The sequence below is a fragment of the Leptothoe sp. LEGE 181152 genome (assembly GCF_032906605.1).
In the GTDB taxonomy this organism is placed as follows: domain Bacteria; phylum Cyanobacteriota; class Cyanobacteriia; order Phormidesmidales; family Phormidesmidaceae; genus Leptothoe; species Leptothoe turfae.
In genome coordinates, this window is the sequence record NZ_JASATU010000058.1 from 267,696 (window position 1) to 281,949 (window position 14,254).

The 14,254-nt window shown below is 47.5% G+C and carries 13 protein-coding genes and 1 tRNA gene; 8 read left to right on the forward strand and 6 right to left on the reverse strand.

The window, feature by feature from the left end:
• Window positions 1-188: 188 nt before the first annotated feature.
• Window positions 189-1,364 (forward strand): hypothetical protein, encoded by a 1,176-nt coding sequence (locus QGP82_RS26860; RefSeq protein ID WP_163665696.1) that lies wholly within the window; start codon window positions 189-191, stop codon window positions 1,362-1,364.
• Window positions 1,364-3,850, forward strand: coding sequence for an ATP-dependent DNA helicase RecG (gene recG / locus QGP82_RS26865; RefSeq protein WP_499061561.1), 2,487 nt, complete (start codon window positions 1,364-1,366; stop codon window positions 3,848-3,850). Before QGP82_RS26860 ends, recG begins: the two co-directional genes overlap by 1 nt.
• Window positions 3,851-3,939: 89 nt before the next feature.
• Here the strand turns inward: recG and QGP82_RS26870 are convergent, their stop codons facing one another.
• Together QGP82_RS26870 and QGP82_RS26875 are read right to left on the reverse strand one after the other, a co-directional pair.
• Window positions 3,940-4,149: a DUF1049 domain-containing protein gene (locus tag QGP82_RS26870; RefSeq protein WP_163665700.1), complete on the reverse strand. Its 210-nt coding sequence runs from the start codon at window positions 4,147-4,149 to the stop codon at window positions 3,940-3,942.
• 398 nt (window positions 4,150-4,547) lie between these two features.
• Window positions 4,548-5,480, reverse strand: coding sequence for an ABC transporter ATP-binding protein (locus tag QGP82_RS26875; RefSeq protein ID WP_250565005.1), 933 nt, complete (start codon window positions 5,478-5,480; stop codon window positions 4,548-4,550).
• Window positions 5,481-5,567: 87 nt separating this feature from the next.
• Here QGP82_RS26875 and QGP82_RS26880 point away from each other — a divergent pair.
• From QGP82_RS26880 to kaiC, 4 genes are all read left to right on the forward strand, one after another.
• A tRNA-Arg gene (locus QGP82_RS26880) sits at window positions 5,568-5,641 on the forward strand.
• Window positions 5,642-5,989: 348 nt separating this feature from the next.
• Window positions 5,990-6,841: a circadian clock protein KaiA gene (locus QGP82_RS26885; RefSeq protein WP_250565578.1), complete on the forward strand. Its 852-nt coding sequence runs from the start codon at window positions 5,990-5,992 to the stop codon at window positions 6,839-6,841.
• A 77-nt stretch (window positions 6,842-6,918) separates the two neighbouring features.
• Window positions 6,919-7,221, forward strand: coding sequence for a circadian clock protein KaiB (gene kaiB / locus QGP82_RS26890; protein ID WP_006516811.1), 303 nt, complete (start codon window positions 6,919-6,921; stop codon window positions 7,219-7,221).
• A gap of 339 nt (window positions 7,222-7,560) precedes the next feature.
• Window positions 7,561-9,117 (forward strand): circadian clock protein KaiC, encoded by a 1,557-nt coding sequence (gene kaiC / locus QGP82_RS26895; RefSeq protein ID WP_163665709.1) that lies wholly within the window; start codon window positions 7,561-7,563, stop codon window positions 9,115-9,117.
• 54 nt (window positions 9,118-9,171) lie between these two features.
• Here kaiC and QGP82_RS26900 read toward each other — a convergent pair whose 3' ends face one another.
• The gene (locus tag QGP82_RS26900) at window positions 9,172-9,918 is read right to left on the reverse strand and encodes a hypothetical protein (RefSeq protein WP_163665711.1); all 747 of its coding nucleotides are present in this window, start codon (window positions 9,916-9,918) and stop codon (window positions 9,172-9,174) included.
• Window positions 9,919-10,221: 303 nt separating this feature from the next.
• Here QGP82_RS26900 and QGP82_RS26905 point away from each other — a divergent pair, with 303 nt between their 5' ends.
• Both QGP82_RS26905 and QGP82_RS26910 read left to right on the forward strand, forming a co-directional pair.
• Window positions 10,222-10,500 carry a c-type cytochrome gene (locus tag QGP82_RS26905; RefSeq protein WP_250565006.1) on the forward strand — a complete coding sequence of 93 codons (279 nt, stop codon included), beginning with the start codon at window positions 10,222-10,224 and terminating at the stop codon, window positions 10,498-10,500.
• 21 nt (window positions 10,501-10,521) lie between these two features.
• The gene (locus QGP82_RS26910) at window positions 10,522-11,448 is read left to right on the forward strand and encodes an NAD(+) kinase (RefSeq protein WP_163665713.1); all 927 of its coding nucleotides are present in this window, start codon (window positions 10,522-10,524) and stop codon (window positions 11,446-11,448) included.
• Window positions 11,449-11,557: 109 nt separating this feature from the next.
• Here the strand turns inward: QGP82_RS26910 and QGP82_RS26915 are convergent, their stop codons facing one another.
• The 3 genes from QGP82_RS26915 to QGP82_RS26925 form a co-directional block, all read right to left on the reverse strand.
• Window positions 11,558-12,046 carry an SH3 domain-containing protein gene (locus QGP82_RS26915; RefSeq protein ID WP_163665715.1) on the reverse strand — a complete coding sequence of 163 codons (489 nt, stop codon included), beginning with the start codon at window positions 12,044-12,046 and terminating at the stop codon, window positions 11,558-11,560.
• Between the two features lie 115 nt (window positions 12,047-12,161).
• A complete protein-coding gene (locus QGP82_RS26920) occupies window positions 12,162-13,676 on the reverse strand; it encodes a Ycf46 family AAA ATPase (RefSeq protein ID WP_163665717.1) in 1,515 nt (504 codons plus the stop codon).
• A 13-nt stretch (window positions 13,677-13,689) separates the two neighbouring features.
• A complete protein-coding gene (locus QGP82_RS26925; RefSeq protein WP_163665719.1) occupies window positions 13,690-14,196 on the reverse strand; it encodes a YceD family protein in 507 nt (168 codons plus the stop codon).
• Between the last annotated feature and the right edge of the window lie 58 nt (window positions 14,197-14,254).

Sequence of the window (14,254 nt, forward strand, 5' to 3'; positions counted from 1 at the left end):
GTGCTTGCCTGCCTTTTTTATATCTTTCCATTGGCTAGGGGCAAGTACTTATAGCACCTCAGATGTCAATATTTATGAATTAGGCAAATGACTCTGAAATATTAGAACATTTGTCATAGCGCCTATACTGGGATTTACGGCATTGTAATGCCGTTCTACATCACGTTTTTTGTCTAATATCTGCGCTAATGGGTAACGCAAGTGGTCATATTGAACAGCAGCTTTCCAAGCTTCAGACGCAAACTGCTGATATTGCCACTGAGCTTGAAGGCTTAATCGATAAATATTTACAAGTTTTAAGTCAGGCAAGCAAACGCCAGCTAATATTAGCGGCTTATCATATTTGTACGCAGGTTTATCCTGAGAGTTTTTTAGAACTGAGCTTGTCCCAACGTGATCGTTTACAGCACAAGCTGCGCGAGTTGGGCAATCGCATTCACACTCACCTACAGGACAAATGGGCTACAGCAAAGCGCCTGAGCTTACAACCAGCAGAGGAAGATGGCCTCGCCGTCATTCGGCAATTATTTTTAGAAGCAGCTTCTGCCAGAGAGCAATCAGAATCAACGCCTAAAACCAGCCCCTCAGCAGCTGATACAGTTGAGGACCAAGAACATCACACACACCCTGGCAAGTCACCCCAAACACAGCGATCTCAAGCAAAACTCTTAGCCGATATTCGTTCACTCATGGATAGTGAGCGTTTAGAGGAGTCACAGCCAGAAACCGAACCGTCAGGACCACTACAACCTGCACAAATCATGCGGCGGCAAATTTTAATTGAGAAAGCTATTCGAGATGTGCTCAAGGCAGTCTCCGAGAAGGCAAATGAGCTTTTGCGAACAGCAAATGTAATGCCAGAGATCCCCCATGCATTGTTAGCGGCGACGTCAGAGTCAGAACGTCTAGGCCATATCCCCATGAAAACACCTAATTTGGTCAGACTATCGATCAAGATCCTGCACGAACCCGAGAAAAGTAGATTTTCAAAGAGTGATGGCGAGCCTGACGAAGGTGAAGATCATAAGCTCGATGAGCAGTGGGCTGACGCTGAGATTGCCGCCGCTATTATTACTGGCGAAGACACATCAGACCAAGATTCAGATGGGGACGAAAATCGTTCTGAAGCATCTATATCGATGCCTCAATTTCTCCAGTTAGAGTCTCTGCCCGATTTTGTCATGATTCATTTACGGCTCTCGGAAATTGAATTTGCGGAGACGAACGTCGCACTTTGGCGAAGCCATATTCGGAAGAAAATGGCGCATCTGAAACGTGTTGGCCATGCCTATAAGGATGCTGAACGACAGCTTGCGATCGCACAAGCCGAAGACGCCTGGAGAGCTAGCTGGACCAACGACTAATGGCTGATCAGCCCGACTGGATCCGTCTGCAAAAGGCACTGAGTGTCGAAGCTGAAGCGGGGTTCAATGACCTGCAAGGCCATCAAAAACGATTTAGCGAATTTTTGCGAGATAGCTTACGCAAGGTCCCCAGCAGTCTGCCTGCCATTGACCAAGAACGCTGGCGTAATCTCTCGGAAGACTTCGATAAATATAGCGCCCTCAGCTTTGCCCAACGGCAGCATCTGGTGGCCAACACTCGACGGTTTTTACAGCAGAGTCGTCAACTATTAGAAAAGCCCAGCCCTAAGGCTAGTGAAGCGGTCGGTCGTCCATCCTCAAGATCCAACCAACGCCCTAAAACCAAATCCTTAATTACTCAGAGACCGAGCTTACCTCGCTCAGGCCATCCCCTAGATCAGCCCATCACTTATCTCAAAGGCATCGGCCCCAAGAATAGCGAACGACTCGCAAAGTTAGGGCTTTATACCGTCCGGGATGTGCTCTATTACTATCCTCGCGACCATCTAGACTATGCCCGCCAGGTCAAAATTCGAGATCTTAAAGCGGGTGACACCGTGACGATTGTGGGCACCGTGCGGCGTTGCAATTGCTTCAATAGTCCTCGCAATGCAAAACTGACGATTTTTGAACTCAGTCTCTACGACGGCACTGGCACCCTCAAACTCAATCGATTCTTGGCCGGAGCGCGCTTTCGTAACCGAGCTTGGCAAGAACGTCAAAAGCGTCTCTACCCAGTCGGCTCTACATTAGCTGCCTCGGGCTTGGTAAAAAAAGGAAAATATGGCATCACCTTAGACGATCCAGACCTGGAGGTACTCGGAGATACCCAGGAAGCCATTGACTCCGACACGGTAGGTCGCGTGGTCCCTGTATATCCCCTGACAGAAGGTGTGCCTGCCCCACTGGTCCGTAAGGCAGTGGTCGCTGCCTTGCCCGCCGCTATAGAAATTCGAGAGCCGTTTCCCACTGCGCTGCGGGAGCAACATGGTTTGATTCAACTAACGGTGGCAATTGCGCACATTCACTTTCCACCCGATAGTGAGGCTCTGGCAATTGCCCGCCGCCGTCTGGTGTTTGATGAATTCTTCTATTTGCAATTAGGTCTGCTGTCCCGTCGCAAACAGCAACAGGCTCACACTCAAATTCACATGGCCCCTACTGGTGAGCTGATCGATCAGTTCTATGGGGTACTGCCCTTTAGCCTGACAGAGGCTCAAGCTCGGGTAGTGCAGGAAATTCTGGTGGACTTGCAGCAGTCCACACCGATGAATCGACTAGTGCAGGGAGATGTGGGCTCCGGGAAAACCGTAGTGGCAGTGGTGGCAATCCTCGCAACCATTCAGGCAGGATATCAGGCAGCCCTGATGGCCCCCACAGAAGTGTTAGCAGAGCAGCACTACCGCAAGTTAGTGGAATGGTTTAACCTATTGCACTTACCCGTGGAACTGCTAACTGGTTCCACCAAAACCGCCAAGCGCCGGGAAATTCATTCCCAACTCGAAACGGGAGAACTCCCCATCCTGGTAGGAACCCATGCCTTGATCGAAGATCCTGTGAAATTTAGTCGTTTAGGTCTCGTCACCATCGATGAGCAACATCGGTTTGGGGTGGCTCAGCGGGCTAAGCTCCAGCAAAAAGGTGACAATCCCCACGTGCTCACCCTCACGGCTACGCCTATACCGCGAACTCTAGCCCTGACATTGCATGGAGATCTGGACGTTAGCCAAATTGACGAACTCCCGCCCGGGCGTAAGCCCATTCAAACCACATTATTAGCTGGTCGAGATCGCAACCATGCCTACGATTTGATTCGACGTGAGATCACCCAAAGCCGACAGATTTACATCGTGCTACCCCTGGTTGATGAATCTGAAAAGCTGGACTTGCGTTCCGCCATTGAAGAACATCAGCGTCTGAGCGAGGTTGTTTTTCCTGAGTTCAACGTCGGTCTGCTCCATGGGCGCATGAGCTCTGCTGATAAAGATGCGGCCATTACGCAATTTCGGGAACGCCATACCCAGATCTTGGTATCCACCACAGTGGTAGAAGTTGGGGTGGATGTGCCCAACGCCAGTGTCATGCTCATTGAACATGCTGAGCGCTTTGGTCTCTCACAACTGCATCAGCTACGGGGACGTGTAGGACGAGGGGCTGACCAATCCTATTGCCTATTGATGAGCAGTAGTAAAAGCGAAACGGCTTTGCAGCGACTGCGGGTTCTAGAACAGTCGCAAGATGGGTTCTTCATTGCTGAGATGGATCTGCGATTCCGGGGTCCTGGTGAGGTGTTAGGCACCCGTCAATCAGGACTGCCTGACTTTGCTTTGGCCAGCCTGGTGAATGATCAAGAGGTTTTGGAGCTAGCCCGGACAGCAGCAGAGCAGCTCATCCAGCAAGACTCGACTTTGGAGCAGTGGCCATTAATTAAAAAAGAGTTGAACCGTCGTTATACAAAGTTGATGGGCGGAGCGATCTTTACATAGTTCTGAGTCTTGAACTTTATGAGTGTTATAACTGCTCAATTAGCAATGGATTGGGACCAACAACTCACAATTGACACCTGACAATTTCCCTACCGGCGTTTGCTTGAAAACACGGTGAGTAAACCCGCTGTGCCGACCAGGCCAGCTGCCAGGCCAATCCCTAACCACAAGCCAAACGGTAGGGCCACCGAACGAAACGCCAAAAATTGTAGGGAAATCGGGGTGGCGTTCTGTACCGACAGGATTGCGATCGCAATTACTAAAAACGCTGGAATCACCACAAGCAGAAATTTAACCATACGTTTGTTGGACAATCATGCCAACGCTACAGAGCAAACCCAACGCTATATTAACCGGGTTAGCCAGCGCTTTAAAGTAGTTCACCCTCTGCCCTGGTATGGAGGCTGAACTACGTTTAATAAATAGAAGACGGGCCTCAACATTACGCTGAGGCCCGTCCTGCAATAAATAGGTCTGTATAAAGGAAACTGCTAAAAAGTCAGTCAGAATAGAAGTTAAATTTAAGCTGCAAACGCAGTAGTCATAAGCGTTCTCTCGAACTAAATATAGACTACCCCAGTCCCCTAAGCATGCCCATGAACACCTGGTGAACGTCAATAAACCTACTTTGAAGAAAGGGTTTAATCAGACTACTCACAAGGGTTTAGGGTATTTACTACAGACATCGTCAGGGCCTTCAGACTGAACGGGTCACTTCTAAGTAAATATGCTCTAAGGTGACTGGACTGCGGGCAATGGAATCTATCGGAATGCCATCAAATTTTGCAATTAGCTCTCTGAGTTCTAATCGCTCAGGTATCCAAAACGCCAGGTGAGTGTCATAGCGGCGCATTGTAAATCCATGGTTGGCGGCTTGGGCAATGGCGGCCTCTTCATCTGCCGTCTGTAGAATCACCACCTCCTCAGCTGGAATATGGCTTCGCAGTTCCGGGAGACTCCCTTGAGCCAGTAAGCAACCCTGCTTAAGAAAACCGATGCGATCGCACAGTCGTTCTGCTTCATCAAGTAGATGAGTAGTTAGCAGCACCGTTACCCCCTGTTGCTTAAGCTGCCGAATTAAATCCCAGACCTCGTAGCGCGCTTCAATATCTAATCCGGTAGTAGGTTCATCCAGGACCACTAACTTTGGCTGATGCACAATGGCAATGGCTAAACTCAACCGTCGCTGCATACCACCGCTTAAGGAACCAACAACGCTGTTAACCCGATCTTGAAGATTGACAGCGGTCAAGCAGGTTTGGATACGTTGCGATCGCGCTGTAGATTCCAGGCCATAGATTTTGGCAAAGAATGCCAGGTTCTCCCCACAGGTAAGACTTTGGTACAGCAGGTTTTGCTGCGGCATAATCCCCAAATATGGCTTGGTTGATTCAGCAGCAGGCTGCCCAGCAATCAACACCTGTCCGTGATCGGGTCGTAATAAACCACTGAGCAAATTAATGGTTGTGGTTTTTCCAGCTCCATTAGGCCCTAACAGACCATACACTTCACCTGACTCCAACCTCAGGGTCAAAGCCGATAGTGCCTGACGCTGACCAAAAGCTTTTGATAAATTCTGAATATCCAGCACGCAGCACGCATCTTGCACACCCCCATGAGCGTATGCCATCAACACGTTTAACGTAAAGGCAAAGACAGATACGAACACAAGTGCTAATATTAAGCACGGTTCCTGGATAAACTAAGCTAGAAACGAGGGCATGTAGCTCAGCTGGATAGAGCACCAGATTCCGGTTCTGGCGGTCGGGGGTTCGAATCCCTCCATGCTCGTTGATTATGCAGTGCTCAGATCACAATAACAATGGAACACTTGTCCGTAATTATTCTTCTGAGGCAATATGTCTCCCCTAAGCGCCCTTAAGTACAGACATCTGAGGACGCCAAAAATAACTCCCAGATAAAAATACTTAAGTTTGCCATAGCTACCACTCGTAGCCTATATGCTTAGTTTTGATAAAAAGTACCTATTAAATTTTCCTTTGACTGCAAACTTTTGTACTCATTGGCTACTCATCTCCCAATTCGCATAAAAATATAAAATATCGTCTCCATAGATAAACAATAAGCTGTTAAATAGTGCAATAAATCAATTAACATTGCGTAACATTCATCTCAATTTTGGCTGCACGCTTCCTGGTTGGAATTTATACGGCTCAGGCCTCTATGGCGGAGTCTCTCAAGAAAACGCTCACCCACAGTCCTTTTGCTATTAGTTGGAGCCAGACGCACACAGAGTTTGTGCAGTGGACCATCAGTAATCGTCATCGGATTGATTGTTTGGTTGTCCAACCTAATCAAGATGGTTGGGATTTACTACATGAGCTGTGGGAGCGTGATATTTTGCTGCCTACTTTAGTGATCTCAGCACAGGATGCTTTAGAGCAACGCACCCAGTATCACGATGCTGTTATCCAGATCAGTCCAGGTCAATTAGATACCATTGAAGACCAGGTTCACAAAGCCATCAGCCAATTTTTAAAACTGCCAGCCAACTCTAGCACTGTCGTTGATAATGAAGGTTCTCCAACAGAAAACCGGGATAATCGCATATTTCTGTTGAGCCTTCAGCAGCAGCGACTGACTGAAAAACTCCAAGAACGCTTAGGCTATTTGGGTGTGTATTACAAGCGTAATTCTCAAAATTTTGTACGCAACATGACCGTGGAGGAGCGTCATGAGTTTTTAGATCAATTGCGTCAAGACTATCGTCAAATCATCCTGAGTTATTTTTCATCGGATGACAAAAGCCTAAATCAACGTATTGATGACTACGTTAACTTAGCGTTCTTTGCTGACGTATCCATTTCTAAGGTTGTCGAAATCCATATGGAACTGATGGACAATTTTTCAAAGCAGCTCCACATGGAAGGACGTAGTGAGGAAATTTTATTGGACTATCGCTTAACCCTAATTGATGTGCTGGCCCATCTATGTGAAATGTACCGTCGCTCTATTCCACGTGAATCATAGAATCTGATTTACGCACGTCCCAATTTTATTTATGGACTCTTGTACTCCACATCTGCCACACATTCGGGAACCCTTCAATGGCCTATAAAAAGACCTACATATTAAAACTCTACGTTGCTGGCAATACCCCAAACTCTACTCGGGCACTCAAAATGCTCAACACGATCTTGGAAGAAGAGTTTCAGGGCGTTTATGCATTAAAGGTCATTGATGTCTTACAAAATCCACAGCTCGCTGAAGAAGACAAAATATTAGCGACTCCAACCTTGGCAAAAATCCTACCGCCTCCTGTTCGTAAAATCATTGGCGACCTGTCTGACCGTGAGCGCGTCCTGATCGGTCTAGACTTGCTTTATGATGAGCTCAGGGAGGATGATTAGCCTATTTTACCAAAGTAACTTATCAGTCTTAAAGTAATGTTTCGATTTTTGAGAAGCGTTGCTTATGCATTCCAGACTGGAATGTGGCAAAGGATAGAAGTGTAATGCACCAATTGGGCAACGCTCATAACACAAGCTCCTTTGCATACAGTTCACAAGCATGAAATATAGAGTTTTTGGCAATATATGCCAGTACGCACGATGTTCTTGGAGCAGAATCATCTATAGTGCTTGCTCTTGATAACTTAACCTGTTGAAATATTAGTAATGTTCTTTTCTCCCACTGTATTTTTTTACAGGCCAACTCACTATTTTTTTAACAGGTCAATTTACTAAGTTATGACTCAGTCTTCTCAAGGTGAAATCCCCTCGAATAATACCTTGGCGGGCGTAAGAAAAATTCGCACCATGATGGAAGGCTTTGATGACATCAGTCATGGTGGTCTGCCTGCCGGGCGTTCGACCCTCGTCAGTGGAACTTCAGGTACTGGTAAAACCTTGATTGCCGTACAGTTTCTATATAACGGCATCACAGATTTTGATGAACCCGGTGTATTTGTCACCTTCGAAGAGTCACCTGCCGACATCATTCAAAATGCTTGCAGCTTTGGCTGGGATCTACAGAAGCTCATTGATGATGGCAAGCTATTCATTCTGGATGCATCCCCCGATCCCGAAGGTCAAGAAATCGTAGGTAATTTCGACCTCTCAGCATTAATTGAGCGGATTCAATACGCTATTCGTAAGTACAAGGCACGACGGGTATCCATCGACTCGGTTACAGCCGTTTTTCAGCAATACGATGCAGCTGGTGTAGTCCGGCGTGAAATTTTTCGATTAGTTGCGCGTCTTAAACAAATGGGCGTGACGACTCTAATGTCAACAGAGCGCGTGGACGAGTATGGTCCCGTTGCCCGCTTTGGAGTCGAGGAATTTGTGTCAGATAACGTCGTTATTGTTCGCAATGTCCTCGAAGGGGAGCGTCGTCGCCGTACCATCGAAATTCTCAAGCTGCGGGGCACGACCCATATGAAAGGGGAATACCCTTTCACCATTACCCAAAACGGTATCAATATCTTTCCGTTGGGGGCAATGCGCCTGACTCAACGTTCATCGAATGTACGGGTCTCCTCTGGAGTCAAAGCCCTGGATGAAATGTGTGGCGGTGGATTCTTTAAGGACTCAATTATCTTGGCCACCGGGGCAACAGGGACAGGTAAAACGTTGCTGGTTAGTAAGTTCATTGAAAATGGCTGTCAGGCAAAAGAGCGTTCCATTCTTTTTGCCTACGAAGAATCTCGCGCACAGCTATCTAGAAATGCTTACTCCTGGGGCATTGACTTTGAGGAGTTAGAGCGCGCGGGACTACTCAAAATCATCTGCGCATATCCCGAATCTGCTGGACTCGAAGACCACTTGCAGATTATTAAGTCTGAGATTGCACAGTTTAAGCCCTCACGTATTGCCATCGATTCTCTGTCAGCTTTGGATCGCGGAGTCAGCAATAATTCGTTCCGTCAGTTTGTCATTGGTGTAACGGGTTATGCAAAACAGGAAGAAATCACTGGTTTCTTTACAAACACTACGGAGCAGTTTATGGGCTCCCATTCCATTACTGACTCGCATATTTCCACTATCACAGACACCATCTTAATGCTGCAATATGTGGAAATACGTGGTCAAATGTCTCGGGCATTGAATGTATTCAAGATGCGGGGATCTTGGCATGACAAGGCTATCCGTGAATACACCATCAGTGCCAATGGCCCGGAAATCAAGGACTCCTTCCGTAACCTAGAGCGCATTATCAGCGGTTCACCCACTCGGGTTTCTGTGGACGAGAAGAGTGAGCTATCACGCATTATGAAAGGTGTACGGCCCAGTGATTCAGACTAGAACCCAAAAATCAATGATTTTGAATCCTGGTGATCTCGTTGCTGGTCATAGTCATTAGGATTTAATTCCTGTGATCACCAGCTGCTCATCTAGAATTTCAATGGTTTCTAAAATGACCCCTTGTTGATCGAGCAATCCATTAAGGCGTTGCTCGATTTCGCTGGTAGAAAACCCCATCTGCTCAGCAACATCCGCCAGGGGCAGGGTAAACTGGCCTATTTTGAAGCTAAGGTCCTGATTCAGAGTAATTTTGCCGTCTTGTATTTGAGGACGGGCAACAATCCCAATGTAAATATCGCGATTGGTTAGCATAGGCACAGCACTGGTCAACTGATCCAGACTGGTCTGTAGCTCGGTAGACAATGCTTCTCGTGGCAGTTCTGACAAATTCAGCACCGCACCCGTTTCAATGAATTCGCCCTGGAGAGTTGTCTGCAACAATTGGGCATTCGCTAAAAGTTGAGCCGCCACAGGTTGACTGAGAATAGCATCGTTGACTAGCTGCGTCAGCTGAGGCTCATCTAGAGTCAGGCTAATTTCACCATTTTTGTTAGATATGTGAGACAGTTGCTGACGCATTGATGGCTGATGGGCAGTTACACCTGATGATTTACGGCGTATTACCGACTCAGAATACTGAGTCGCAGCTATATCAGTCTCTGGTGTGGATGGTGTTACTGGTGCTGCTGTTGGATTATTGTGGGGTGACACATTCGTCACACTGTACCATCCATAGGCAAAGCTGCCGCCAGCAACTGCCGATACCACCATTAGGCTCATCAATAGTGCTGCTTTTCTCATAACACGGCAAACTTGTAACCTACACTCAAATCATCCACAGTTTAGCGCCTCTGTCAGCGGAGAAAACTGATCTTAAGTTGTACCAGGCTCATTTTCCTAAGGTCGTAAACCATTACCATAGGAAGCGAATTGCTCGCCCCTTTGATTTTAATGTCGGCTTCTGTCTTTAGCTCCATATTCAGTTCAACATTCTCATGTTTACTCACGCCTTGGCGCTTATATCTAACCAGGCTTAAACGTCTCATGCCTGGTTATTTGGCTTGCTGCTTACTTGCCGCCAGCCTATGGTTTAGCACTTCAGCCATGGCGTGGGCAGACACAATAGACTCCAGAAAATTATTTGAGACTCACTGTGCCGGATGTCATCCCAATGGAGCTAATATCATTCGCCGAGGCAAAAACTTAAAGCAACGGGCTTTAAAACGTCATGGTTATGAGTCTATGGATGCGATCGCAACCCTGATTACCAATGGCAAAGGCCTGATGAGCGCCTATAGCGATCAGCTCAGCAAAGATGAAATCACTAGCCTAGCGAACTACGTCTTGGAACAAGCTGCCGTCAACTGGAAATCAGTCAAGTAACTCCTCATCCCCTCCACTACCGTGCAGCTCAACCAAGTCATCATTGTTCACAAAGCAGGTAATCAGCAAAGTAAAAGCTGGGCCGAGAAATGTGCCCAGCTCTTAGAAAAACGTGGTGCCAGTGTACTGCTTGGCCCCAGCGGCCCCAAAGATAATCCCTATCCTGTTTTTTTAGCCTCTGCCCAGCAGCCCATTGACTTAGCAATTGTGCTGGGTGGTGATGGTACAGCCCTTGCGGCAGCACGCCACTTAGCACCCGAAAAAATCCCAATTTTGGCCGTCAACATTGGTGGCCACTTAGGCTTTCTAACAGAATCATCAGATGAAATTGATGATTTCGAAAAGATTCTTGATCGGCTACAGAACGATCGTTATGCAGTGCAACAGCGTATGATGCTCCGCGCCTGCATCCACGAAGGGAATCGCAGTAATCGTGAACCCCTCAGCGAGGTATATTGGGCCCTCAATGAAATGTGTGTCAAGCCCGCTTCACCTGACCGCATGATTACCTCAATTTTAGAAATGGAAATTGATGGAGAGGTGGTTGACCAATACCAAGGAGACGGCCTTTTAATCAGCACACCTACTGGTACAACAGGCTATACAGTTGCCGCGAATGGACCCATTGTGCATCCTGGGATGGATGCCATTGTGGTCACCCCGATTTGTCCCCTGAGTTTATCCAGTCGTCCGGTGGTGATCCCATCTGGCAGTGTTGTTAGTGTTTGGCCCCTTGTCGATCCTGCCATGACCACCAAACTGTGGATGGATGGCGTCATGGCTACTTCTATTTGGCCAGGGCAACGGGTAGATATTTGGATGGCGGAACACATGGCAAAATTTGTGCTGTTGCGGCAGAACCAGTCTTATTATCAAACGTTGAGAAGCAAGCTCCAGTGGGCCGGAGCACGGATAAATTACACCAATAACCATCGGCATTCAGGGTAATCACGATAAACGCCCGATAGAGAGGGGCATCCACAAGGGAGTGCCCCTACAGGATTGTCTATTATTAATCGGGGTTACTGAATTTGGATTTGATATAAAACTAGTCAAACTAAAGTTTTTGAGTATTCCCTTGGCCCTTAATCCAACCCTCAACACCGCTACCAGTGCGAACTTTAAACCAGCGGCCAGACTCTTCTAAAACCTCGACAGTTTCGTCATAGTCGATGCCATCAATCGTTTCATAATCCACACCTGCACCCGCACGCACCAACAAACCGGTCCCGTAGGTAACGACAACCTTATAGAGTGCTTTGGCTTCATTAGCGGGGGTCGGAGCTGTTGTTGGCTGAGGCTCAGAAGGTTGTTCGACAGCAGCCTGAGGCGCAGGTTCCGTATTGGTATCGCTCGCCTGTTGAGGCTGCGCTGGCAACTCATTTTCGTAAACCGGACGCTCTGGCAAGCTGGAAAGTTGGGTCAAGAAATAGCGGGCGGTCGCAACTCCAGCAAGAGAGATAACGAATAGCGCGATCGCGACTCCGCCAATAAACTTGAGCAGACTCACCAAAAACGCCTGGATATTAAATCGGTTGGACGCCATAGCTACTGTAGACAATCAGGGACACTCACAGAATGTCCTACGGTTATACCCTATTTTCTGTAGAAAGTTATCTCTTATTCAGATATCTGACACTAAGACCTTTTCTGATGAGGCTCTAACCGTCCAAATCCTTCATGCGATCGCTCAACATAGACTGCCGCGACGCCAGTCTAGCTTTACCTGATGCAGCCCAAGCTTGCAGAGCATCTACCTGGTCTTTAGCGGTACGGGCTAACGGCACTAACTGACTAGCCGCTTCCAGAATGTCATCTACGGTAAAATCACGATTTTGACTAAAGCCAATATGCATCGCTTCAATAATGGCTTGCTCAATTTCCGCTCCAGAAAAGTCAGGAGTTTCGTAAGCAAGGCGACGGGTATCGTAACTTTTCACATTATGGGGACGCAGCCGACTTAGATGCACATTGAAAATGGCATCTCGCTCAGCCTGACTCGGCAAACCCACAAAAAAGATTTCATCAAATCGGCCACGTCGTAATAGTTCTGGCGGTAACGCACCAATATTATTAGCTGTCGCTACCACAAACACCGGAGATGTTTTCTCGGATAGCCAGGTAATAAAGGTGCCAAAAACACGGCTTGTAGTGCCAGAATCACCACGACCCTCAAATCCAGCAAATGCTTTATCAATCTCATCGATCCAAAGCACACAAGGAGCCAACGCCTCTGCCAGCTGAATCATTTGCCGGGTACGAGACTCTGATTCGCCCACAAGACCAGCAAATAAACGCCCTACATCCAAACGCAACAAAGGCAGATGCCAATGATGGGCAATTGCCTTTGCTGTCAGAGATTTACCTGTCCCCTGAATGCCCACTAGCATCAATCCCCTGGGATGAGGCAACCCATACTGCCTTGCTCGCTCAGAGAATGAACCACCGCGCTTAATTAGCCAGTCTTTCAGATTATCCAAACCACCAATATCAGAAATTTTTTCGGTAGCAGGATAGAAGTCCAAAATCTGCGTCTGGCGAATCGTTTGACGCTTTTCTTCCAGAATTAAATCAATATCATCAGGGCTAAAGGCCCCATTGGCCGCTATCCCCCGTGCTAATACCCGACGAATGCGCTCCATTGACAGCCCCTGACAAGAACGCACGAGAGCATCTAATGCTTTAGGCCCCGGCAAACTTCCCATAGCCCCTAGCAAGGACTCTATTTCCCTACGAATTTCATCAACCGTAGGGAGTGGAAACTCCAAAACCGTCAGTAGCTCACTTAACTCATCCGGAATAGTCAACTGAGCTGACAGAATAATTATATTTTTAGGCTGAGCCTTTAGTATCCGCGCCAGGTTCCGCAGCTTTCGTGAGATAGCAATATCGTCTAGAAAACGATGAAAATCACGAAGGACTAATATAGCTGGAGCAGAAGACGATAACTTGTCAGCAAACTCTAAGGCTTGGAGTGGATTTCGACGACCAACCCCTTCATCATTGGGATTACCTCGATAGCCATCAACAAAATCCCACACATAAACAGCTCGATTACCCGTAGTAGCAGCAACCTTAGCAATCGACTCTTCAGCCCGCTCCTCTTCTCGGGTGGGAACGTACACCAACGGGTAGCGGGCTCGAATAAGTAGTCCTAACTCATCGTTAAATGCCATAAAAACTGGGTGACTAATCAGAAAGTTGTTGCTTCAAAGCAGATAAAGCTGCCCAGCGTTGATCTGTTTCAGCTGAAGCATCGTCGCTACTGGCCACCGGATTGGGAATTCCCTCACAACTTTGGTCACAGAGCTGCCGCTGAGGCATGGCTAAACATAACTGCTCATAGAGCCACTTAGCGGGCTCAAAATGGCCTTGGGGCGGCAAGGTTTCCACTAAATCGTCCAAGCTAACTTCTACCTCTTCGGCATAGGATTCAGGCTGCAGCTCCTGTAGCCAAATAAACTCTGAAGTATCAACCTGGATGCGTGCATTATAGTTTTGCAAACAACGGTGACATGTCAACGTAGCAATGGTCTCAGCCTGGGCTGAGACCTCTAAAAAATTGCCACGATGCTGAATTTGTATGCGCCCCTTAACCGGCGTTAGAGTTTCTAGATCGCTGAGATAGTCATCGACCTCTATTATCCGAGTCTTGCTCGGATCTTTAATCAAATGGGGAATATATATCCGTTGCATGGGCCGCTATCTAATCACTTTGAAGGGCCAAGAAAGAATCAATTAGTCCAAGGCTCAG

Excerpts from the sequence above, each read along its gene's own strand:
- QGP82_RS26920 (WP_163665717.1), bottom strand. The coding sequence starts at position 13,676 with ATGGCATTTAACGATGAGTTAGGACTACTTATTCGAGCCCGCTACCCG.
- QGP82_RS26915 (WP_163665715.1), bottom strand. The coding sequence starts at position 12,046 with ATGGCGTCCAACCGATTTAATATCCAGGCGTTTTTGGTGAGTCTGCTC.
- QGP82_RS26860 (WP_163665696.1), top strand. The coding sequence starts at position 189 with ATGGGTAACGCAAGTGGTCATATTGAACAGCAGCTTTCCAAGCTTCAG.
- QGP82_RS26925 (WP_163665719.1), bottom strand. The coding sequence starts at position 14,196 with ATGCAACGGATATATATTCCCCATTTGATTAAAGATCCGAGCAAGACT.
- recG (WP_499061561.1), top strand. The coding sequence starts at position 1,364 with ATGGCTGATCAGCCCGACTGGATCCGTCTGCAAAAGGCACTGAGTGTC.
- QGP82_RS26870 (WP_163665700.1), bottom strand. The coding sequence starts at position 4,149 with ATGGTTAAATTTCTGCTTGTGGTGATTCCAGCGTTTTTAGTAATTGCG.
- QGP82_RS26875 (WP_250565005.1), bottom strand. The coding sequence starts at position 5,480 with ATGGCATACGCTCATGGGGGTGTGCAAGATGCGTGCTGCGTGCTGGAT.
- QGP82_RS26900 (WP_163665711.1), bottom strand. The coding sequence starts at position 9,918 with ATGAGAAAAGCAGCACTATTGATGAGCCTAATGGTGGTATCGGCAGTT.
- kaiB (WP_006516811.1), top strand. The coding sequence starts at position 6,919 with ATGGCCTATAAAAAGACCTACATATTAAAACTCTACGTTGCTGGCAAT.
- kaiC (WP_163665709.1), top strand. The coding sequence starts at position 7,561 with ATGACTCAGTCTTCTCAAGGTGAAATCCCCTCGAATAATACCTTGGCG.
- QGP82_RS26905 (WP_250565006.1), top strand. The coding sequence starts at position 10,222 with ATGGCGTGGGCAGACACAATAGACTCCAGAAAATTATTTGAGACTCAC.